A 21,332-nucleotide genomic window follows, 5' to 3' on the forward strand; every position below is an offset into this window, starting at 1 on the left:
GCGTCAGCCATTCCGGATGCACGCAATAGCCGGCTGAGCGAATTATCAGCTTGATGGGCAGGGAGGTCAGCATGACTTCACCCACCAATCGGCAAAGCGGCGCAAGCCGTCTTCAACAGAAACCTGGGGTGAATAGCCAAGATATTGGCGAGCTAGCGAGATGTCTAGCGTATGCGTCACCCCTATTGAACCCACGGTATAGCGCGTCAGTGGAGGTTCACCTTTCAGTGGTAAGGCGGTGTAGACTAGCTCCAGCACCGCAGCCAGACCATAGGCCATTTTGTAAGGAAGCTTCCGTGTATGCAGAGGGAGGTCCAGCATGGCAAATAGCTTCTCCATCAGCTCGCGGAAGGTGTACGCTTCCCCGTTCGAGATATGATAGGCTCGCCCGAGTGCTTCCGGCCCGGCCTGACAGCCGAGGATCATGGCGTCCACGACATTGTCGACATAGGTCAGGTCGATGATGGCTTGACCGTCACCAATCATCGGAACGCCTCCCTGGGCGTTGGTTTCCAGCAGCCGGGGGAAGAGCGATTGGTCCTGCGGGCCGAAGATAGCCCGCGGCCGCAGGATCAACGCTGGCAGACCGTCTTGGCAGGCGGCCAGCACCTCTTGCTCCGCCAGCAGCTTGGTAGCGGCGTAGGCGTTCGCGGGCCGCTGTGGCCGCGGAGCATCCTCGCGGACGGCGCGGCGCGGACGATAATCGAACAGCACGCTTGGCGTGGAGATGTGGACGAGCCGCTGAACTCCGTGCTTGTGGCAGCCCGCCAGCACGTGACGCGTAGCTTCTACATTACATTCGTAGAAGCTGCGGTAAGGCCCCCACGGCGCGGATAAAGCGCCGCAATGCAGGACAACATCCTGCCCTGCACAGGCTCGTTCCACCGCAGCCGCATCCCGCAAATCCGCTTCAACAAAGCGGATGCCATCCCGCTCCAGTTCCCCCCCGGCATCCAGGGAACGGCCCATGGCGCTCACCTCCCAGCCCATGTGGGCCAGCCTGCGGGCGGCATGTCCTCCCAGAAATCCGGTTGCTCCAGTTATCAGTGCCTTTGTCATTTTGAATCACCATTCCATTCCATATCTTCGGTCAAGGCTTGGGTTACGGTCATCCCCAACCGCCTGCTCCGCTGCCATACGTCGTACATCATGCGAAGCTGCTCCATAAAGGGACCAGGGTCTTCGGGGCGACGAATCACATCGCGGGCTCCGCGCAGCGCATTCATCCATCGCCGCCATGTCCGCGCGCCACGGACATACTTGAAGCCGCTGCCCAGCATGGCCAGCCGGATCATTGCCGCTGATCCGGTCCTCGGCATCATGACACGGTCCGAGAGGGCCACTACCTCCGGCTGGGTCAAGGCTTCTGCCAGCCCATCCCCCGGCTCAAACAAATGCACCCCGCTGGTCACGCGGGGGTTGCATTCAATTGGGTACAGCGTGCCGTCTTTGGCTTGGATGAAGTCGAAGCTGATTTGGCCCGTATACCCGATCTCGGCCGTGAAGCGCCTCACCCAATCCAATAAAGCGGGCTGCTCCGCTTGCTGGAAATGAACGCAGGCCCCGGCCTGTCCCGTGCGGTAATGACAAGCATAGGCGGCATGGGCAATCAGCCCGCCCTCATACACGACACTATAAGTGCACCAGGCCTGGCCTTCGATGAACTCCTGAGCGACCCAGGGTTTGGAAGGAGACACCTCATGCATGGCTTCGTCCCGGTAGAGGGCTGCCTTTCCACTTAAGCTCCGAATCTGCCTCAATCGCATATCTTGTTGTTTACCCGTAGATAGAATTCTCTCACTACGTTGTTCAAGTCTTCTTCTCTCCGGCAAAATCACCCGGGAGGCGAATCGCGAATAAGCAGGCTTGAACACTAGCGACAGTGGCATGAGTGAAGGAGCCTCGCTCAGGTCCATGACCGGGTGACCAAGAACCGAAGAGGAGGGAGGATCGACGCTTCCTACCCAATCCCGGGCCTTAGCCCCAATCCCGTATTTCTCTACCTCGCTCCAAGCAGATTTGTCCTCAATCAGTGCCGTAGCGGGCACTTGAAAACCTAGCTCCGCTACCCAGCTTATAAATTCAGCCTTGTGATGCAGGCGGTGCAGCACCGCAAGCTCTGGGCAGAGTACCCGGCAAAGGGGCTGTAGTTGGCCCAGCCCTTGGGCGACATAAAAGATCTCCTCGCAGGTGGGGATCAGCAAATCAATACGCCACTGAATGACCAACCGCTCCAATTCTGCCAGAAAAGCTTGCGTATGCTGCCTTGGGGCAGGCAAAGCAGCCGTACCCTCCACCGTGTTGGAACTGCGACATAGATAATGGTCCAGACTTTCCGCCGCGTACACGGTATGCCCGGCACGATGCAAGAGCCGGACCAGTTCCAGAGCGACCGGTGCTCTTCCGCCGGTAATCAGGATTCGCTGACTACTCTTCGGCTGCGCTGGCTCCTGACTTATCTCGCTAGTGGCTTGCTTAGTAGTCAAGAACCATGCCTCCCAGCGTGAGACCCGCAGCCGTGCCGATCAGGAGCAGGGAATCGCCACGCTGTATCCGCTGCTGCTGGATGGCCTCATGTAGCCCCATCGGAATGGAGGCGGCAATGGTATTGCCGTGGCCTGGCGTAATATTCATAAATTGAGCGGTAGCGATGCCCAACTTCTTTTGCAGTAGCCGCATGGCCATGGCACTTCCCTGATGGGGAATAACCATCTTGAATTCCTTCATATTTATATGTGAGCCGGCAAGCAACTCATCAACGAACCCGGGCAGCAGCTTGGAGGCCAGACGGAAGATGCTTTGGCCATCCATATGGAATTTGAAAGGGTCCGCTACTGGAATCGGTTGATCCGGGTGGTATTTGGTTCCTCCTCCGGGAATCTCCGAATAGTGGGCTCCTTTGCTGTAGGTTCGGAGTGAGGCCTGACGGATACGTGAAGCTTCCTGCTCTCCGGCGGGGCCGATAATAACCGCTGCCGCACCATCCCCGAACAGGGCAGCACTTTCTTTGTCCTTCCAGTTCAAGCCGACCGAAGCAATTTCCGTGGCCACAAGCAGTACATGCCGATATCTTCCGGCATGGACCATGTAGGACATCACGTCCAGTCCGGTAAGGAAGCTCAGACAGGTCGCATCGATATCAAACGCCGGAACGCCGGACATATCCTGGCCCATAGCCCGCTGGATCCATACCGCTGTGGACGGCAGCGGCTGCTCCTTGGTTCCGCTGGTGCAGACCAGGCAATCGATGTCCTCGAAGCGCAGCCCGGCATTTTTTAGCGCGGCCTCCGCGGCTCGGGCCCCCATATATGAGGCCGTCTCTTCGGCAGTGGCATAGTGCCGAAATCCAACGCCGGTAATCTTATGTACCCAACCTGGCTGCACGCCTAACCTTTGGTCCAATTCCTCATCCGTGACAACGCGGCTGGGCAAGTATTTTCCGGTGCCCAATATTTTTATTTTACGATCATGCATGTTGATCCTCTCCCGTGCTCTGGCTGTGTCCGGAAGCATATCCCGGGCATTTGATGCTTTAATCCTAGCCTATAGAATTCGATGCTCAAATACAACGATCAAAGGTCCTGGGTAGCAGGACGGTGATTGTAGAGGCGCTGCACCGCTGACTTTTTGAACCGCATTTACGCATTTATTAGGAAACAAGAAGAGGTTTTTGGCGAAAGTTGTCGAAGACATTCAGTCATCCCATACGATAGGAGTGAATGCAATTTGGCAAATCAACCTGCAAAGAAATATGCACTAGACGCAAATCAGATCGTACCTTTGATTGAATCGACTGAAGGCTGCATCGCTACAGATCGCATTACAGTGGATGGGTGCAAGGTAGGCTTTATGTACAGAGAGGACACCACGGGTAGCCAGTACCCTGATAGCGGGTGGAGATTTATGGCGGGGGACGAGGACGACGCGTATATGGACAACCCGGAGAACCATGGGGTGTATTTGGTGAATACGATCTGTAACTATGACCGGGAGATCATTCCATTCCTGGATTCCCCGCCGGGCACGGCCTATATTCGCAATGAAGATGATGTGCTGGTGCTGGATACGGAGTGGGAGGCAGCTCGGGATTAATCAGGGCTGAGAAGCCCTTTTCCATGTGAATGGGATAGCGAAGTAAAGTGTCAAAGTCGTATTGACTTTACAGAACGAAGTGGATACTATGATCTGGTTGCGGAATGCTCGTAACATTCGTGAGGAGTGGTCTGGCTCAGGGCTGTATCGGTTTGTACAGGGGCCAGATGCTGTCCATCCTTGCGGGGAGACACGCTTAGAGAGGATCATGGTCATGGTAAAAAAGAAATTAGCGGATATCGCAACAATTATATTGGGGGCCTTCCTGTTCGCGCTGGCCGTCAATCTATTCATCATCCCGAATGAATTCGGGGAGGGTGGCGTGACCGGGGTCACGATTATTCTGTACTACTTATTCCAGTGGTCGCCATCCATTGTCAACATCGTGCTTAATGGACTGCTGCTTATAGTTGGATATAGATTTCTTGATCGGCGCACCACGGTGTACACCATTATTGCGGTCGCGTTCAACTCATTATTTCTGCATGTCACAGAAGGATGGACCATTGACTCGCAGGAGCCTACGATAAACGCCGTATTTGCTGGCGTGATCATCGGGGTCGGCATTGGCTTGATCGTACGTGTTGGAGGAACGACAGCGGGAACGGTTATTTTGGCGCGAATTACGAATAAATACCTGGACTGGAATATCAGCTACGGGCTGCTGTTCTTCGATCTGATCGTTGCCTTCTCCTCTTACTTCATTATTGGCCCAGAGAAGCTGATGCTGACGATTGTCTGCTTGTACATCGGCACCAAGGTCATGGACTTTATGATTGAGGGGCTAAATCCCAAGAAAGCAGTTATGATCATTTCCGAGAAGCAGGACAGTATTGCAGAGATGGTTATCACGCAGATGGATCGTGGCGTAACGGTGTTATCAGGACATGGTTATTACACAAAGAAGCAGAAGGAAGTCCTCTATATTGTAATTAGCAAGCAAGAGGTGTCCACGTTGAAGAAGATTGTGAAGTCGATTGACACTGCTGCGTTCCTTACTATCCACGATGTACGCGACGTCTTCGGCGAAGGCTTTCTGGACATTTCCAAATAAATTGAAGAATAACCGGCTTACTCTAAAAATAATCTAACAATTAGCTGAATACCGCTAGTTCCCGAGTTCTGTTGGGGACTTTCCTTTCTTAATTATAGGGAAAACTCCCGCTAAATCGCTCATATCCGCCAAAATCGGGGGTTTATAGGGATTTCCTCATGCTAAATTATTGTGAAATGGTCGATTTACGGGGGACAGCCTAAAATTAACATGAGAATTTCCATCTATTTATGATATTTGGTGAAATACAGACGGATTAGCAGGAGGATTTCCTGTTAAAGGGCGATAGAGGTGCAGGGGTCTTTTGAGTTGCTCCCTGGCAGGCTCATGCCAACCTCTGGTTGTTATTTTGATCCGACTAGCCAAGCTTAATTTTAAAATCAGTGTTTGACACCTGCATCCATGCAGTTTTATTTAGTAAAATATGAAAATTGTATGTACGAAAGCACGCTTTTCTGTAAATACTTAGATGAAGAGTTGATGAAATATATTGATAACGATAATCATTGGTATAATATAATGATTATAAACAAAAAACCAAATGTTCCGAAAGGAGAGTTTATTTTATGTCTTTGATTGGAAAAGAAGTATTGCCGTTTAACGCATCTGCTTATCACAATGGGAAGTTTATCGAGGTATCCGAGGAGAACTTCAAGGGCAAATGGAGCGTAGTATGCTTCTACCCTGCCGACTTCACCTTTGTATGCCCTACGGAACTGGAGGATCTCCAAGACCAATATGCAACGCTGCAAGAGCTTGGCGTTGAAGTATATTCTGTATCCACCGATTCCCACTACGTGCACAAAGCATGGCATGATAGCTCGGAAGCGATCGGCAAAGTAACTTACATCATGATTGGTGACCCATCCCATGTCATTTCCCGCAACTTCGACGTACTGATCGAAGAAGACGGTATGGCTGACCGTGGTACATTCATCATCGACCCGAACGGTGTGATTCAAGCGATTGAAATTACGGCTGGCGGCATCGGTCGCGATGCCAGCACATTGGTCGACAAGATCAAGGCGGCTCAATATGTTCATAATCATCCAGGAGAAGTATGCCCGGCGAAGTGGAAAGAGGGCGGCGAAACCCTGAAACCAAGCCTTGACCTTGTTGGCAAAATTTAAGGAGAGTTTACTATGAAACTGGACGCGGATATCAAACAACAACTGGAGCAATACCTTCAGCTTCTGGAAGGCGACATTCTGCTGAAAGTCAGTGCAGGAAGCGATTCGGTATCTCAGGATATGTTGGACCTGGTTCAAGAACTGGCCGATATGTCGGGGAAGATCACGGTTGAGACCGCCTCCTTGCCCAGAACTCCAAGCTTTAGCGTGAACCGTAAAGGCGAGGATACGGGGATTACCTTTGCCGGTGTTCCGTTAGGACATGAATTCACTTCCCTGGTGCTGGCCTTGCTGCAAGTCAGCGGAAGACCACCTAAGGTGGAGCAAAGTGTGATTGACCAAATCAAGGGTATTCAAGGCGAATACCGCTTTGAGACCTATGTAAGTCTGTCGTGTCATAACTGTCCGGACGTGGTTCAGGCGCTGAACCTGATGAGTGTGCTGAACCCCGGCATTTCCCATACGATGATTGATGGGGCGGCTTTTAAGGAAGAAGTCGAGAGCAAGGAAATTCTGGCCGTGCCTACGGTACATCTGAATGGGGAATTGTTCGGCAACGGACGGATGACCATCGAGGATATCCTGGGCAAGCTGGGAACTTCGGATGCTTCCGAATTTGAAAATAAAGAGCCGTATGACGTGCTGGTAGTCGGCGGTGGTCCGGCTGGAGCGAGTGCGGCGATCTACGCAGCGCGCAAAGGCATCCGTACCGGGATCGTGGCTGAACGCTTTGGCGGTCAAGTCAATGATACGCTCGGCATCGAGAACTTCATTAGCGTGAAGTATACGGAAGGACCCAAGCTGGCGGCAAGTCTGGAAGAGCATGCGAAGGAATACAACATCGACATTATGAAGGGTCAGCTTGCCAAACGTCTGGAGAAGAAGGAACTCGTGGAGCTAGAGCTGGAAAATGGCGCGGTGCTGAAGAGCAAGACGGTCATTATCTCCACAGGGGCCCGGTGGCGTAACATCGGCGTTCCTGGAGAAGCAGAGTTCAAGAACAAAGGCGTGGCGTATTGCCCGCATTGTGATGGTCCCTTATTCGCAGGCAAGCATGTAGCCGTCGTGGGCGGAGGCAACTCCGGCATTGAGGCGGCGATCGATCTGGCAGGTGTGGCTTCGCATGTAACCGTGCTGGAATTCATGCCAGAACTGAAGGCAGATTCCGTCTTGCAAGACCGTCTGAATAGCCTGTCCAATACCACGGTTATCAAGAATGCTCAAGTTAAGGAAATCACCGGCACCAGCAAGGTAGACGGGGTGACTTATATCGAGCGCGAAAGTGGTGAAGAGAAGCATATCGAGCTTCAAGGGATATTCGTGCAAATCGGTCTTGTGCCGAATACGGATTGGCTGGATGGTGCGCTCGAACGTACGAAGATGGGCGAGATCATCGTAGACAACCACGGAGCAACCACGATCCCTGGCGTATTTGCCGCAGGGGATTGCACCAATTCGCCTTACAAGCAAATCATTATTTCCATGGGGTCTGGCGCAACAGCGGCCTTGGGCGCGTTCGATTATATGATTCGCAACCAATAAGCGATAAGCAGGTCAGGTCTACCATGTTCGGATGAACGATATAGCAAGAAGAACGGCGGTGCGGGGAGAGATCCCCGGCACCGCCGTTTTTTCATAAGTCCGTACAACACAACACTTACAAGTTTATTATTATGCTTTTAAAACCCGCAATTTCCAGGGTCCGGCTTGCCAGTCAGGGTCAGTACACCATAAATGGAAGTATCCTGATATCCGTTGCCGGTCGTGTCGTTCCAGGTGGCGATGCTTTGACGCATGCCATCCTTGGCATCGTTGATTTGTGCATCGAAGCCGATTTTCACCCCGTTGGCCGGGGAGATCGACCGGAATGGAATTCTGGCTTCGACCGTATAGCTTGTGCCGAGCGCGGTGACGAATGAGGCGAAGCCATCTCCAATGCTCTCCGGATTAAAGGAGGTTTCATTGTCGAAGTTAATCCGGTATTGTCCATCATCGGCTTGATAGAACGGGGTTTTGGCGTTATTTTCGTCCAGGAAAATTTCCGCAGAGTCCTGCTCCCAAGGGTTGGCGTTAGTCTTGTCTAGCTGTGCGTCATTTACCTGAATCAGTACGTACAGGTACTGGTCATCCCAGAGGGCTGTGGCCGTTCCGCTGGCACCTTCCCAGGCCAGTTGATAGCGGTCGATGGGGATCACTGGTGCTGCATTCCATATGGCATCTACGATCCCGTCCATCGTCGGCGTGCCGTAGCTGGCTGTCGACTGGCGCGCCTCGGGTAACTCGGGCTGATGCTCATCGATGAATTTGTCCGGGTCGATGACGCCATAGTAGGCGGGTTTGGCTTGCAGGTTCTTATCGAACAGCAGCGGGTTGGATGAAGCTCGCCAGCTTGTAGCGTCGTCCAGTCCCCAGAAGGTCACGCGGCTGATCTGGTCTGTATGCTCACGGAAAAGGTTCATCAATTGAGCGTACAAGAAGCCTTGCGCGTTCGCCAGCGGTTCGGATAATTCATAGTTGCTGCCTGCCTGAATATCAAGCTCCGTGATGCTGACCTCTACACCCAGGGAGAGGAACTGCTCCAGGGACAGTCTGACATTTTGCGGATTCGTATTCAGGTTGTAATGTCCTTGCATGCCTACACCGTCGATCAGAAGCTTCCCGGGATGCGTTAGGGCATAGCGGTCGTTTAACTCCTGTACCATACTATAAATGGCGTCGGCCTTGTTCCGGTTATCCTCGTTATAGTCGTTGTAATATAGCTTGATATCCCACTCAGGATGATCATCCAGCACCTCCCGGGCGGCGAGGAACGCTTGCTCTACATAGTCCGGGCCAATGGCCTGGTACCATGGAGATGTGCGCAGCGCTCCCTCCCAGTTGGTTGGGTTAGGCGGGTTATCATTCATGGCTTCATTCACCACATCCCAGGAAATCACGTTATCGCCAAAATGCTCCATGACGGTCTGGATATGGGTCCGCAGATTAAGAAGTGCTTCTGTACGCCCCAAGGGGACGGTTTGACCTTGCGCATTGGTCGTTGTATTCATCCAGGCAGGGGATTGCTGATGCCATACCAGCACATGTCCATGCATATTCATCCCGGCGCCCCTTACCGTGTTGATCATGGCTTCGGCTTCGGCAAACGTAAAATTGCCCGGGTTCCGTTGCAAGGCGTCCGGCTTCATGGCGTTGCCCGCCGTGGCGGTGTTGTGGTGCATGCTCAGCAATTCGAAGCGCACACCCTCCAAATCCTCTGCCGAAATGGCACTACCGATCAGGAAATCATCTTCGTAAGCCTTCTTAAGCGGAAGCAGGTCCTTGTCGATGTCGATCGGCCCGGAGCCCGTGCTCTCAAAGCGGATGTCATCGATATAGAAGGAAGCGGTGGCATTGTTTGAGCTTTCGGCATATATCGTCAAAAATTCCCCTCCCACGCTGTTGTAACGGTATGTTCCTTCATATAGCACCCAACCGTCAGCGGTACGGATGGTCTTGGCTGCCAAAGCCACGTAATTGGCGGAGCCGCCATTGCCGATTTGGGTGGATAGCTGGATTTGTGAGCTTTCGGGCTCGATCAGCTTGATCCAAGCGGAGATCTTGTATTCTTCGCCCAGGTTCACATAGGGTTCTACGCGCAGCGCCGGCCCGTGCCAGGTACTGGTCCGTCCTTCCACCTTCAAGGCCCGTGAGCCGCCCGGCGTGTGATTATCCTCCGTGGTGACGGTTAACGTTTCGGACCCGGCTCTCCCCGTGAAGCCCCCGGTGGTTCCATCTTCAAAGGTGATGGCTTGAAACGGTAAGGCTGGCTCTCTAGGGGGGTCTTCTCCACCTGAGCCTGTCTCGGCAGTAACCAGTATACTCCCGATATAGAAGGGTACCCCGGCTCCGGCGTCATTGGACTGAATCCGCAGTGCGATATCTTTACCGGTGTCTACAGTGAATTCTTTGCTCAGCGTCAGCGGGCTGCCAGCAACAAAGGGCTTGCCATCCAGCCAACCGTAGCTGTTGACGGTTTGCAGAAAGGCTTGCGCTCCGTCCGGCACACTGACATCCGCGTCTACATAGACGGACACGGTGACGATATAGGTGCTTCCATGCTCCAGCCCGATGCCTTCAAATCGAAAGTCAGCGCCATCCCAGTTGTTAGCTCGCCCGCCAACATGCAGGGCGGCCCCATCCTCATTGCCCGTGTAGAACTTGCCGGTTACCGCAGTCAAGGAGGCACCGCCCGACTGCATCGCAGCGCCCTTGCCGCTCGTAAAATCTTCATGATACACCGTTGTCGTGTCATTCAGGGTCAGGTCCGTCCCGGCTTGAGCCACCGTCGTCAGCCATCCTGACGGAATCAGCAAAGCCGCGGCGAGTAATAGCGAGACGGCATGCTTCATGCTTTTCAACATTCACTCACTTCCCCTCGGATAATTGGTCAAAACAATTAAAACGCTTACATTTTATAAAATCATCCCTCCTTTACATCCAAATGATACCATTTTGTGGACTTGCGGACTTTCTACAGATTAAAGGTCAACCCGTGCTTTTCTTAGGTTATTGAGCGGGGAGGGCTTCTCCCGGTTGCAGCCTAAATAAGATAAGAAGCCTCCTTATCCACTGTTGGATGGCTGGAGACTTCTTATCTGAATACGAGTAGGAGGTCGTAATATGCTTAGAACCATAGTTCTTCGCTAGCCGACAGCGAATGAATTTGTGTTTGGGCATTCCAGGCCGCAGCGTCATTCAGCAATTGATGCCTTAGCTGGTCCGTCTCTTCCTTGGCCGCGTGAACCAGTACGTTGTGCCGTGCGGGAATCGTCGATAGCATCCGCCGTACATCCTTGTAGCCTTGATGCACCTTATACCTACGCTTCTGTACTTCACAGGCCCCATACTCTTCTGGCGCTTGCAACAGTTGATCGGCGAAGGTGCCCTTGGCAGCATGACCTGTCAGCAATATCAGATTCCGAGAATCATCTCGTAGCTGATTATAATACCAACGGGCAAGCTGGGACTGCATCATCCCATCGGTGATGAACCAGATGGAGGAATCCAAAGTTCTTAACCAGTGAATTCGCTGGGCTTCGCTATCTGGAACAAGCAGATCATCGCGAAGTAGGAATTGCTCCAGTTGGTTTATCCATTTCTGGCCAGTGGAATCAGCATATTGGCGCAGCCATTCGGGATAACGAAGTAGCCGCTCCATGCCACGTAGCAACCCCTGCTCGATGACAATGGGGCAATCCCGGTAAGTCTTGTAAGCCCATAGCAGCATTTCTTGGCCCCGTCCTGTTGTTGGTACTGGAAGCAGAACCTTGCCTCCGCGCAAGAGGGTGCTGCTGATGGAGGCCTCCAGCGTGTTCAGCTTGTCTTGTTGGGACTCAGAGTCTGTGCCATAAGCCGCATCAATAATTGCCAAATCGGCATAGCTGGCCGAAGAATCAACTCGCTTAAAGAGACGATCCCCATCTCCCTTTCCGGCCTCATTCATGCGAACTAGCCCGGGATTATCGTCTCCCAGCAGCATGGATTCAGCGGTATAATCCCCCGAGTAGAAGATGGTCTTGCCCTCGACCCGGAGCAACAGCCATACGGATCCGGCCATATGTCCGCTGCGTCCCCACATTGCTTGAACCCCGGGAATCGCTTCGAACCATGTTAGTTTATTGGCCTCCTGGTCCAGGAAGCGGTAACGGATGGAACAATAGTCTGTATCTTCATAGGGAAGAGAAGCTCCCCATTGCTTGGCAAACGTGCTCCAGCTCTGGAAATAACCTTCTACCTGGGCAGCCGTCTCTCGCGTCGTCCAGACTTCCCCTTGATAGCCCATACGGTATAAGATGGGGATGGCTACTGAATGATCCTCATGAGCGTGTGACAGAAATACAGCGTCCAGCTTGGGAACCAGTTCAGGTTCCATCAGCGGATATTCTCCGGTGCCTTCTCGTTTGACTCCACAATCCAGCAGCAGATGGAACCGGCTACTGCAGAGTACATAAGCGGAGCGGCCATGTTCGCCAGCACCGCCCCAAACCTTGAGCTTCATCATGATGCATTCCACTTTCTGTTCGTTTTAAGAGCTTCGACAATGAGTAGTAATAGGACAGTCATTCCGACAGAGACGACGGCCATCGCCATTCCCAGAGATACTTGTCCCTGCTCGAACTGAGCGAAGATGTAGGTAGCTGACGTCTGCATAGAGGGAGGAAGGATCAATAAGGAACCCACCAATTCTCGAACCGATATGGTAAAGGTCATGATCCACCCCGCCAGCATTCCCGGTATAATTAACGGTAGCAGAATGCGCCTTGCTATCAGCCATGGGTTACCGCCAAATACTTGAGCAGCCTGAAAGAGTACTCCATCAATTTGAGTGAAATTGGATTTTACATATTGCACCGTATAAGGGAGGAAGAGCACTACATACGTGAGCACCACGATGCCATAGGTATTGTATAGGGTGACTGGCAGCCATGGTGAATTCCAGAACAGCACCAGACCTACGACCATGACGATGCCTGGAACGGTATTGGGTAACAGGCTGAACAGGTCAACGAACCGTTGTGTCCGCTGCTGCGACTTGCCAATAATTAAGGCGAAGCCACTGCCCAGTACAACGGCAATTGTGGATGCAGCGAGCGATAAGCCAAGACTGTTCCACAATGCGTTCAGACTCACTGAGCCCCAGGATAATAGCTCCCGGTAGTGCTCCAACGTGAGATTATCCCAGGCTAAGCCAGCTCCCCGGAGCTTCATCAGAGAGGCAGCAATGACTGAAAAGTAAGGGATACCCACCGAAAATACCAGCAGTAGTCCCAAATAAGCTAACGAGGCTACGCCAGCCAACCCGCGCAGAGCATAACGCTTGCTTCGTTGCCCCTTGCCGCCTACGAGCCGATAGGTGAACCGTCGGCTCATGACAGATTGCATATACCACATCACCAGACATACGGACATCAGCACGGAGGCGAGGGAGGTGGCTTTGCCAAAATCGATAGGCCAGCTAGATATATATTTGTGAATCTCTGAGGTCATCACATAGTAGCCGATGCGCCGACCAAACGTTGCGGGTGTCCCAAATTCGGCGATCGTCTTGACGAAGATCAGCATCGCACCCATGCCATACGAGGATAGCAGCAGTGGCAGCATAATTCTCCGGAAGCGGTAGCCGCTGCTCGCTCCATGGACCGCACCCACCTCTTCCAGATTGCCGCCAATTCGAATTATGGCATCGCGCAGCAGTAAGTAGAGGAAAGGGAACAGATGCAGACACATAATCAGCGCCATTCCCCCGAAGCTGAAGAAGGCATCGCTCACGGCAGCACTTCCCGGCAGCCATTGCTGTAGATATCCTCCCCTTTGCATGAACAGAATCCAACCCATTGAGCCGATATAGGGAGGGGTCATGAAAGGAATCATGAGAATCACATCAATCCAGCGATATTGTCCGAGCCGCGTCTTGGACATGATCCAGGCCAGGGGAAGAGCGAGCAGGGTTGTCCCTGCTACTACGCAGAATCCAAGCCCAATCGTATGCATTAGTACACTGGATAATTCATGTCCGGCAATTGTTCGGATCGGACCTAACAGGTCCAATCCCTGCTCTGTAGATATGCTTTGCCAGAAGATCATCAATAGCGGTACCACAATACCCATGATTAGCAGAAATAAAGCAAGTATTATGCCAATGTTGCGAAAAATCCCGGGACTATCTTTGAAGCCAGACCTCATCATGCTCACCTCACATTGCCTTCCTACACTTGTTGTTGCTTATTTGAATACTTCGGAGAACTTGGCTGCGGTCTCATCGCCATGATCATTCATCCACTTCCAGTCTACAGTCAGCAGGGGAATATCCTTCAGGTTCGTACGACCTTCAGCCTCAATGTCCTCACGACCAGGAATGAGGTGAGCCTTGGCAACCAGCTTCTGCGCATCTTCAGACAGCAGATAGTCGATGAATGCCTTGGCGTTATCTACATTTTGACTTGTGTTCAGAATAGCCGCCGGTCTCGGGCTGACAACGGTTCCTTCTGTCGGATAGACGATATCTACCGGCTCACCCTTGGCTTTAGCCGAATAGGTCATGTAGTCGACACCTGCGGCAACCACGCTTTTTGCCCCCGTAATCACCGGATCCAGTGCCTCCTGATTGGCTCCAGCCATGGCAACACCGTTAGCTTTATACTTCTCGAACAAGGACCAGCCTTCTTCGCCGTTTACACTTAAGTAGCCAGTAATGAAGTCTAGTGCTGATCCCGACAGCGTTGGGTCAGGAATGTTTACCGCATCCTTCCATTCAGCAAGCTCCAGATCGCTCCAGCTCTTGGGCGGGGTGGATACCAGATTCGTATTGTACACAATGCCAAGCGCCGAGGCACTAGTACTGAAATAATGTCCTTCCGCGTCGGACCATTCTTTGTTCAGCTTATCGCTGTTCACGGCTTCCGGATAAGGCATCGTGAGCCCTTCCGCCTTCATGGATTGCATCGATGGCAGGGAAGCAAGGATGATTACATCGGCAACGGGATTGGCTTTCTCTGCTTCGAGTCTGGCCAGAATTTTACCTGTTGTCCCTTGGAACATTTCGACCTTGACACCGGTCTTCTCCTCAAATCCACTGATGAGATTATCCGCCAGCTTCTGCGGTCCGGCACTATATAGCACTAGCTTCCCGCCCAAGGTTTTGGAATTTTCTGTGTTTGCTTCTTTGTTGGTTTCTGTACCAGCTTCTGCGCTTGCCTGCGTAGCTTGTCCGTTAGTAGAAGATCCGCCCGCCGAGTTGCTGTTAGAGGCGTTACCGCACCCGAACAGGCTGATGCTCATTAGGGAAGCCAGCAGCAGCATCGTCCCTCTTTTACGCAAATTTGTCTTCATAATCTAATCACTCCTTCTTATTAGTTAGCCTAAGGCTATAAGCTCATTGCTGGGTTGTTGCTCTGGTTCATCGACATTTTCAGCAGTACTACGGCCTTGCACCCAGCACACGGACTGTGGGGATACATACAAGGTTACTTGTTCGCCAACAGGCATTCGGTGATGCGAGTAAACGGTCCATTCCAAAAGTTCATTCACCTGGAGCCGAATCTCATAGCGTTCACCGACATAGCTGACGTGCCGGATGGTAGCCATGTAGCTCAGGTCATGGTCTGAAGTTCTATGCCACCTGGCCTGCTCTGGGCGGAACATGGCCTTGTCGGGCTCGATCCAGTTGGACTTGCCGATAAAGGACGCCACAAACGGGTGGCTCGGCGACTTGTAGATGGACTCTGGGGTTCCCCGTTGCAGCACTTCACCTTTACGCATAACGACAATGTTGTCGGACATCGACATCGCTTCAATCTGATCATGGGTGACATAAAGGGCGGTCAAGCCCATGTCCTTGACCAGGGACATCATCTCTACGCGCATTTCTTCACGTAGCACGGCATCAAGTGCACTTAAGGGCTCATCAAACAGCACAAGTGCTGGACGTATCGCAACGGCTCTGGCGAAGGCCACTCGCTGCTGCTGTCCGCCTGACAACTGATGGGGATAGCGATTCTCCATTCCCTGAAGTCGAACCATGGCCAAGGCTTCGGTGACTTTTTTCTTGAGATTGTGCTGAAGCTTGGCCGCCTTCAAGCCGAAGGCGACATTCTCAAATACCGTCATATGCGGCCATAAGGCAAAATCCTGGAACACCATGCCGAACTTGCGCTTATGTGCAGGTACATCAATACGCTGGCTTGCTGAGTAGATACATGTTCCCGCTGAGTAAATCTCCCCACCATCAGGCTGCTCAAGCCCGGCAATCATTCTCAGGAGAGTGGTTTTGCCACAGCCGGACGGACCCAGTAAGGTAGTGAACTCGCCTTGCCGCAGTGTCAAATCTGTGAGCTGAAGTGCGGGTGTGCCTGCAAATGATTTATGGACCCCTTTAATTTCAATCTCCATTCTGATCCCTGCCTGTCTTATTAAACTTTTCTCAGTGTAACGGTTGGGTTCAAGCTAAGTATTAGACTTATGTAAACGACAAATTAACTTTTTGTTTGAATTCTGTTGATGTTCATAGAGTAAATCTATAGTGAGGTCTTATATAAAGGAGAGATTGAGGAGAGTGATGACATGAACCTGATGAAATTGCGTATTGTTGAGTTAATGGATCGACATCATAATATGACCAGCGTGGCCGAGATACTGGGGATTAAGCAGCCAACGGTGACGTTCCATATGAAGTCTCTGGAGAAGGAGATGGAGGTCAAGCTGTTTGAGTCGCGTAACGGGAAGACCTTTCTTACCGAAGCCGGACAGGCTCTGTTGCATTATGCGATTAAAATGAATGCGCTAGCCAAAGAGTCCAAGCGTATTGTCAAGGAATATGACAATCTGTATCGCGGCACCCTGCATATCGGAGCGAGTTATGTTCCGGCAACCTATCTGTTACCTCGAATCCTGAACGCCTTCTCACAGGAATTCCCCGGCATTCGTATTTCGCTGTCGGTCAAGCCTTCGCTCGTGATTCGGGACATGCTTGCCCGTCATCAGATCGACCTTGGCGTTACCTCGTCGGAGCTATTTACTGACAAGAACTTACTGGCCGAGCCTCTGTGCTCGGACGATCTGGTGCTCGTATGTGCCCCCGATCATCCCATCGCAAAGGGCGAGATCCTGGAGCCTGAACAGATTGCCCGTACGCCATTTGCTTTACACGGAACAGAATCAAGCACCCGGCAGTTAACGGACCAATGGGTGGAGCGGCATGGGCTGGAGCTGCGCAGCACGGTTGAATTGGACTCCCTGGAGGCGATCAAACAGTTAGTATTACTCGGGCATCATGTAGCATTTCTGTCACGTATGGCCGTGAGGAGAGAACAGGAGCAGGGCTGGTTACACATTCTGCCGATTCCGGGTCATCAGACCTCCCGGCATATCTATAGTGTACATAATGTGGACCGCTTGCCGTCGGTTCAGGTCAGCCGCTTCTGTGAGGTATTAAGAGAGGCGGGGGCGCACGCCGAGTTGGGGCAGAGGGAACGGTAGCAACAAAAACTAGAGGTTGCCCTTCATAAAATCTATGGAAATTTGATGCAGATTTCCCTTTCTTTTAACAGCGTGCTTGTACTTCTCCTTTAGAGTGAACTTGTATTCAATACACCAAAGGAGTGAGGAATTGTGAAAGCTTGGAAACGCATCATGTTGGCAGCGGTGGTTGGCTTTACGACATGGGGAAGTGTGTTCTCCGGTGCCGTACTGGAGCCTGTGTCCGCAGCACCGAATGCCGTCCCCGCGTACGAGGTGAAGTTTATTGCTAGTCCTGAAGCCGTCTTAACCTCAGAGGGACAAGTAAAAACGAGCGTCAGGGAGCAATTCAATCTCCCAGCAACCCCTGAGTTGATCGGCGTAGCTTATTATGACACGGACAGTCTTGCGCTGAATGAGGAAGGTTGGAATGTGCGATTCCGTAAGAAGGAAGACAAGAGCAACTACGAGTTAACCTACAAGAAACGCTACCCGATCTTGAATGGAGATGTTGATGCTGCGCTGACTTTGGCTAACCAGGAAGGCTTCGATGCATCAGATGATAATTATGAAGCTGAAATTGATTGGGGTTATAACAAGCAGACACTAAGCTTCTCCAACACGAAGAAGGAGAAGACGAAGGTGGATGGTCCAGAGCTTCCTCCGGATGAGGAAATGTTATCCCTTCTGCTAGACAAGCTGCCCGGGAAGCTGAATAAATGGTCTGCTCCCAATTGGGGAGAACAGGTATTGTCTCAATCGCGGGCCCATGGTCCGTTAGTCTTTGAGCGTTATCGTGGAGAATGGGAAGGACAGGAACTCACTTTGGAAGTGTGGCCGATTCGAAATAGTACAGGGACAGGGATCGACAATCTGGTAGAGATTTCTTTCAAAACCGATGATCACGACGTTGCGGCAGAACTTCGCCCTGAACTCATGAACGTCATGGAACTCCGTGGCTGGCTGCTTCCGGTTGACGGTTTGAAGACAGAGACGATTCTGGAAAGATATTAGGCGATTGGTATAGGTAACCTAAGAAAGCCCGGGATCTCCGATTATACGGAGATCCCGGGCTTATTACTGCCTGATTAGGTTATTAGCCAGCAAGCATTTATAGACTATAGGTAATTATGCGGAGAAAATCTGCTTTAACTCGCGAATAGCTTGGTTCAGGTTCTCCAGATCGGGAGCATAAAGCTCTTGCGTCTCTTTCTTGCTCAGTCCCAGTGTTTGAGAGGTCGTCATTCCCATCCGGTCCAGGTTAGGGCGTATGTCCAGGGCGGCCTGTCCATTCACGCTAAGCCGGATATCCTGAAGCCCTGTGGGTTCCCATCTCAAATCTACAGGTCCATTCCACGGTATGGCCAGCTTCTGCTTCTTGCGGAATAACTTTTTGACATGAATGCGGATGTACTTATTCGTGAACAAGCATTTCTCGGTAGTAAGGAACGGAATTTCTCCAGGCTCCAGCTCTCCTTCGAAATCTTCCAGATACATGTCAAAGTAAGAGGTGTCGCCGCCCTTGACGGATTCCGTGGGTGTGTAATAAAACACGGCATTTCCCTTCTTCTCCAGGAGGAAATAGTCGACCTTGTATTTACGGAAAATCGGGAGAACGGTGTGTTCGTACAAGTCGATAGGACCGGAGTTCTTCACGTTCACTCCGGGATCATCCGAGTATTCCCCTTCATAAGTCTGAATGAGCGCATTCAGGTTGCTGCCCGGCCAAATTCCCGAAATCTCAAGCGGCTTCAATGGGCTTACAGCCAACTTGTAGCATCCTTCAATATAATCATTGGCGCCCAGGATGAAGCGGTCCTCGGCAGGCGTCATGAGCTGCTTGCCCAAGATGGCACTGAACAGGAACGTTTGCCAGTTGCGGAACAGATGCTCAGCCATAGAACCATACTTGTCGCACCATTGAACAGCTTCTTCCTCGGTCAAATAGCCGCAGATGGCAGCGTCAGCGATGATCGAAATGGCCCGGGAGTAGTTAAAGCCAGCCCAAGACGTGCCGTCGGTATGGTGTAGCCAGGAGTGATTATGACGAAATAAAGCCTCCAAGGTTTCCAACATGGATTTGGAATCATCGGCAAAATAAGCGGCTACGTTCGCCACCAACTCTTTCGTATAGTCCTGCTTATGTTCAGAATCGTTCAGCATTGGATTCGCTGAGGAGAAGCGAGAGATATATGTATTTAATTTGGCTTGTTCATTTAAGGCTTGCTCAACATCCTGCGGACGGAGTTGACTGAATCTCTCGGGACTTTCCAGGAACAGGTCAATCAGAATAGCACAAATGGGACCTTCCCATACATTGCAGAGCATCAACTCGTTAATGGTCGCTTCAAGCTGGCTGCGGTTGGTTATTCCATAGTTGCTTTCAAGTGCCTTTTTGGTCAGCGCTTTTGCCCCGGGAATGGTATGAGGATTGAACGAGAGCAGCTTGGTGCTGAGCTTCTCCGGTGAGGGATGATCGCTGAAGAAGCTGGGCGCATAGCGGTACATGGCAGTGAGAATGACATATTGATTTTGCATAATTCGATCCTTTCCATAAATAATAGTGTCTTGTCTATATCGGTATATGCCATCCGTTTTAACACCCCTCCAAGCCAACAATCATTGAAGAAAGCCATGACCGCCAGGGGCTAATGCCCTGGTATCATGGCTTTCTTTGGATGTTTCTTAATTCTACCGATTCGATCCTTCCAGCCATTGCAAAATGAATTGCCCCGCCAGGCTGTTGGCCCAGCCGAACCACTCGCGAGTGAACTGCTCGGGATGATCCGGATGGAAGCTCTCGTGCATCAGGCCGGTTCCGGCAGTAGTCGCCAGCAGTTGGTCCAGCAAGTCAAGCTGCTCCTGCTTGTTGGTTGAGGTCAGGCCTTGCATAATGAGTCCAATATGCCAGACGTAACCCTCCGGCGTATGCGGGCTGCCTACCCCTGCGGCATGACGTCCCTTGTAGTAATAAGGGTTGTCTTCGCTAAGTACAAATTGACGCGTGCGCAGGTATTTAGGGTCGTCGTAGCTGCAATACCCAAGATAAGGCATGGACAGCAGGCTTGGCACGTTAGCATCATCCATCAAATTATAATTGCCGTAGCCGTCGGTTTCATAGGCATAAATTGTGCCGTGGCGCGGGTGTTCCACCAGTCCGTAGGTTTCAATGCCGAAACTGATTTCTGCTTCCAATTTACGGGCGCGTTCAGCCAACTTGGCATCAGCATAGTACGTCTCGGCGAAGGTGGCCAAATGACGCAGAATCACCACCGCGAACATATTGGCAGGAATCAAGTAGCCGAATTTGCAGGCATCGTCGCTGGGACGGAATCCCGACCATACCATGCCTGTCACATTCGTTCTTGTTCCCCGGCCTGCCATAGGCAGTGTATCCGATGGCAAGGTAATATCATCGCGCTCAAAGCTGTAAGGAGAGCGTTCATCGTGATATTGCTCGGTCTGCATCGTCCGTACGATGACGTTCAGCATCGCATGAACTTCCTCGGTGAATACGCTGGTATCGCCAGTAGCTTCAAAGTAATCCTGCAACAGTTGCACGGGATAACAGAGCGAGTCTAGTTCGAATTTGCGTTCCCAGATCCACGGGCCCATCTCGGTACGGTCCTGCTGGTGTCCATGTCCGTTGCCTTCCCGATTGAAGGCGTTGGCGTAAGGGTCCAGCAGCAGGCAACGGGCCTGCCGCCAGATCAAGCCGCGAATCATCTCCGCCAGCTCCTGGTCCTCGTGGGCCAAGCGGATGTAAGGTCTTACCTGTGCCGACGAATCCCGCAGCCACATGGCCGGGATATCGCCGGTAATGACGAAGGTCGTTCCATCCTCCATACGTTCTACGGTTGTATCCAGGGTATTGCTGTAGCCGTTTTTGAATAACTCGGCCAGTTCAGGCTTGATCTGCTGCAACTCGGCAACGGTTTTCTCCACCTGACGCGTAATAGCGTTGAACATCGGTGTTCTCTCCTTTTGTCTTTACTCTATGTGCTATATAAGTTGAACAAATGATTTAGGAAATCATTTCCTCTCTTGCTTGATATGCCTATCGT

Annotated in this window: 16 protein-coding genes; 6 read left to right on the plus strand and 10 right to left on the minus strand. The window is 51.8% G+C overall.

Translation table 11 applies throughout. From position 1 onward, the window contains the following. Positions 1-66 precede the first annotated feature (66 nt). From AC1VOR_RS14615 to AC1VOR_RS14625, 3 genes are read right to left on the minus strand one after another with little or no spacing between them, the layout of a single operon-like run. Positions 67-1,059, minus strand: a complete 993-nt coding sequence (locus tag AC1VOR_RS14615) for an NAD-dependent epimerase/dehydratase family protein (protein WP_482618676.1) — start codon at positions 1,057-1,059, stop codon at positions 67-69. After that, positions 1,056-2,486, minus strand: a complete 1,431-nt coding sequence (locus AC1VOR_RS14620) for an ATP-grasp domain-containing protein (RefSeq protein ID WP_482618677.1) — start codon at positions 2,484-2,486, stop codon at positions 1,056-1,058. Before AC1VOR_RS14620 ends, AC1VOR_RS14615 begins: the two co-directional genes overlap by 4 nt. After that, positions 2,476-3,474 (minus strand): beta-ketoacyl-ACP synthase III, encoded by a 999-nt coding sequence (locus tag AC1VOR_RS14625; RefSeq protein WP_482618678.1) that lies wholly within the window; start codon positions 3,472-3,474, stop codon positions 2,476-2,478. The genes AC1VOR_RS14620 and AC1VOR_RS14625 overlap by 11 nt, the downstream gene beginning before the upstream one ends. A 252-nt stretch (positions 3,475-3,726) precedes the next feature. Between AC1VOR_RS14625 and AC1VOR_RS14630 the strand changes: the two genes are divergently transcribed. The 4 genes from AC1VOR_RS14630 to ahpF all read left to right on the plus strand — a co-directional run bounded on the left by AC1VOR_RS14630 (position 3,727) and on the right by ahpF (position 7,818). Next, positions 3,727-4,092, plus strand: coding sequence for a DUF2185 domain-containing protein (locus AC1VOR_RS14630; protein ID WP_482618679.1), 366 nt, complete (start codon positions 3,727-3,729; stop codon positions 4,090-4,092). A 214-nt stretch (positions 4,093-4,306) separates the two neighbouring features. Then, positions 4,307-5,146, plus strand: a complete 840-nt coding sequence (locus AC1VOR_RS14635; protein WP_482618901.1) for a YitT family protein — start codon at positions 4,307-4,309, stop codon at positions 5,144-5,146. Positions 5,147-5,712: 566 nt separating this feature from the next. Next, a complete protein-coding gene (gene ahpC / locus AC1VOR_RS14640; protein ID WP_018751773.1) occupies positions 5,713-6,276 on the plus strand; it encodes an alkyl hydroperoxide reductase subunit C in 564 nt (187 codons plus the stop codon). A 12-nt stretch (positions 6,277-6,288) separates the two neighbouring features. Further along, positions 6,289-7,818, plus strand: coding sequence for an alkyl hydroperoxide reductase subunit F (gene ahpF, locus AC1VOR_RS14645; protein ID WP_482618680.1), 1,530 nt, complete (start codon positions 6,289-6,291; stop codon positions 7,816-7,818). A gap of 137 nt (positions 7,819-7,955) precedes the next feature. On the opposite strand, the gene AC1VOR_RS14650 is transcribed toward ahpF, so the two are convergent. The 5 genes from AC1VOR_RS14650 to AC1VOR_RS14670 all read right to left on the minus strand — a co-directional run bounded on the left by AC1VOR_RS14650 (position 7,956) and on the right by AC1VOR_RS14670 (position 16,203). Beyond that, positions 7,956-10,676 carry an endo-1,4-beta-xylanase gene (locus tag AC1VOR_RS14650; RefSeq protein WP_482618682.1) on the minus strand — a complete coding sequence of 907 codons (2,721 nt, stop codon included), beginning with the start codon at positions 10,674-10,676 and terminating at the stop codon, positions 7,956-7,958. Between the two features lie 263 nt (positions 10,677-10,939). Next, on the minus strand, positions 10,940-12,316 hold the full coding sequence (locus AC1VOR_RS14655) for an MBL fold metallo-hydrolase (protein ID WP_482618684.1): 1,377 nt from the start codon (positions 12,314-12,316) through the stop codon (positions 10,940-10,942). Continuing rightward, on the minus strand, positions 12,313-13,998 hold the full coding sequence (locus AC1VOR_RS14660) for an ABC transporter permease (protein WP_482618903.1): 1,686 nt from the start codon (positions 13,996-13,998) through the stop codon (positions 12,313-12,315). The genes AC1VOR_RS14655 and AC1VOR_RS14660 overlap by 4 nt, the downstream gene beginning before the upstream one ends. A gap of 39 nt (positions 13,999-14,037) precedes the next feature. Further along, positions 14,038-15,144 (minus strand): ABC transporter substrate-binding protein, encoded by a 1,107-nt coding sequence (locus AC1VOR_RS14665; protein ID WP_482618686.1) that lies wholly within the window; start codon positions 15,142-15,144, stop codon positions 14,038-14,040. 24 nt (positions 15,145-15,168) lie between these two features. After that, positions 15,169-16,203, minus strand: coding sequence for an ABC transporter ATP-binding protein (locus tag AC1VOR_RS14670; RefSeq protein WP_482618688.1), 1,035 nt, complete (start codon positions 16,201-16,203; stop codon positions 15,169-15,171). A 171-nt stretch (positions 16,204-16,374) separates the two neighbouring features. Between AC1VOR_RS14670 and AC1VOR_RS14675 the strand changes: the two genes are divergently transcribed. Together AC1VOR_RS14675 and AC1VOR_RS14680 are read left to right on the plus strand one after the other, a co-directional pair. Beyond that, entirely contained in the window at positions 16,375-17,289 is a 915-nt protein-coding gene (locus AC1VOR_RS14675) for a LysR substrate-binding domain-containing protein (RefSeq protein ID WP_482618690.1), read from the plus strand. 132 nt (positions 17,290-17,421) lie between these two features. After that, a complete protein-coding gene (locus AC1VOR_RS14680) occupies positions 17,422-18,282 on the plus strand; it encodes a hypothetical protein (RefSeq protein ID WP_482618692.1) in 861 nt (286 codons plus the stop codon). Between the two features lie 114 nt (positions 18,283-18,396). Here the strand turns inward: AC1VOR_RS14680 and AC1VOR_RS14685 are convergent, their stop codons facing one another. Next, on the minus strand, positions 18,397-19,806 hold the full coding sequence (locus AC1VOR_RS14685) for a DUF1266 domain-containing protein (protein WP_482618694.1): 1,410 nt from the start codon (positions 19,804-19,806) through the stop codon (positions 18,397-18,399). A gap of 153 nt (positions 19,807-19,959) precedes the next feature. Continuing rightward, positions 19,960-21,237 carry a glycoside hydrolase family 125 protein gene (locus AC1VOR_RS14690; protein ID WP_482618696.1) on the minus strand — a complete coding sequence of 426 codons (1,278 nt, stop codon included), beginning with the start codon at positions 21,235-21,237 and terminating at the stop codon, positions 19,960-19,962. Positions 21,238-21,332 lie beyond the last annotated feature (95 nt).

This window comes from Paenibacillus sp. 1SOY10, from assembly GCF_056836745.1.

Coding starts and splice junctions, on each gene's coding strand:
- AC1VOR_RS14615 (WP_482618676.1), bottom strand. CDS start 1,059: ATGACAAAGGCACTGATAACTGGAGCAACCGGATTTCTGGGAGGACAT.
- AC1VOR_RS14625 (WP_482618678.1), bottom strand. CDS start 3,474: ATGCATGATCGTAAAATAAAAATATTGGGCACCGGAAAATACTTGCCC.
- AC1VOR_RS14635 (WP_482618901.1), top strand. CDS start 4,307: ATGGTAAAAAAGAAATTAGCGGATATCGCAACAATTATATTGGGGGCC.
- ahpC (WP_018751773.1), top strand. CDS start 5,713: ATGTCTTTGATTGGAAAAGAAGTATTGCCGTTTAACGCATCTGCTTAT.
- ahpF (WP_482618680.1), top strand. CDS start 6,289: ATGAAACTGGACGCGGATATCAAACAACAACTGGAGCAATACCTTCAG.
- AC1VOR_RS14650 (WP_482618682.1), bottom strand. CDS start 10,676: ATGTTGAAAAGCATGAAGCATGCCGTCTCGCTATTACTCGCCGCGGCT.
- AC1VOR_RS14655 (WP_482618684.1), bottom strand. CDS start 12,316: ATGATGAAGCTCAAGGTTTGGGGCGGTGCTGGCGAACATGGCCGCTCC.
- AC1VOR_RS14660 (WP_482618903.1), bottom strand. CDS start 13,998: ATGAGGTCTGGCTTCAAAGATAGTCCCGGGATTTTTCGCAACATTGGC.
- AC1VOR_RS14665 (WP_482618686.1), bottom strand. CDS start 15,144: ATGAAGACAAATTTGCGTAAAAGAGGGACGATGCTGCTGCTGGCTTCC.
- AC1VOR_RS14670 (WP_482618688.1), bottom strand. CDS start 16,203: ATGGAGATTGAAATTAAAGGGGTCCATAAATCATTTGCAGGCACACCC.
- AC1VOR_RS14675 (WP_482618690.1), top strand. CDS start 16,375: ATGAACCTGATGAAATTGCGTATTGTTGAGTTAATGGATCGACATCAT.
- AC1VOR_RS14685 (WP_482618694.1), bottom strand. CDS start 19,806: ATGCAAAATCAATATGTCATTCTCACTGCCATGTACCGCTATGCGCCC.
- AC1VOR_RS14690 (WP_482618696.1), bottom strand. CDS start 21,237: ATGTTCAACGCTATTACGCGTCAGGTGGAGAAAACCGTTGCCGAGTTG.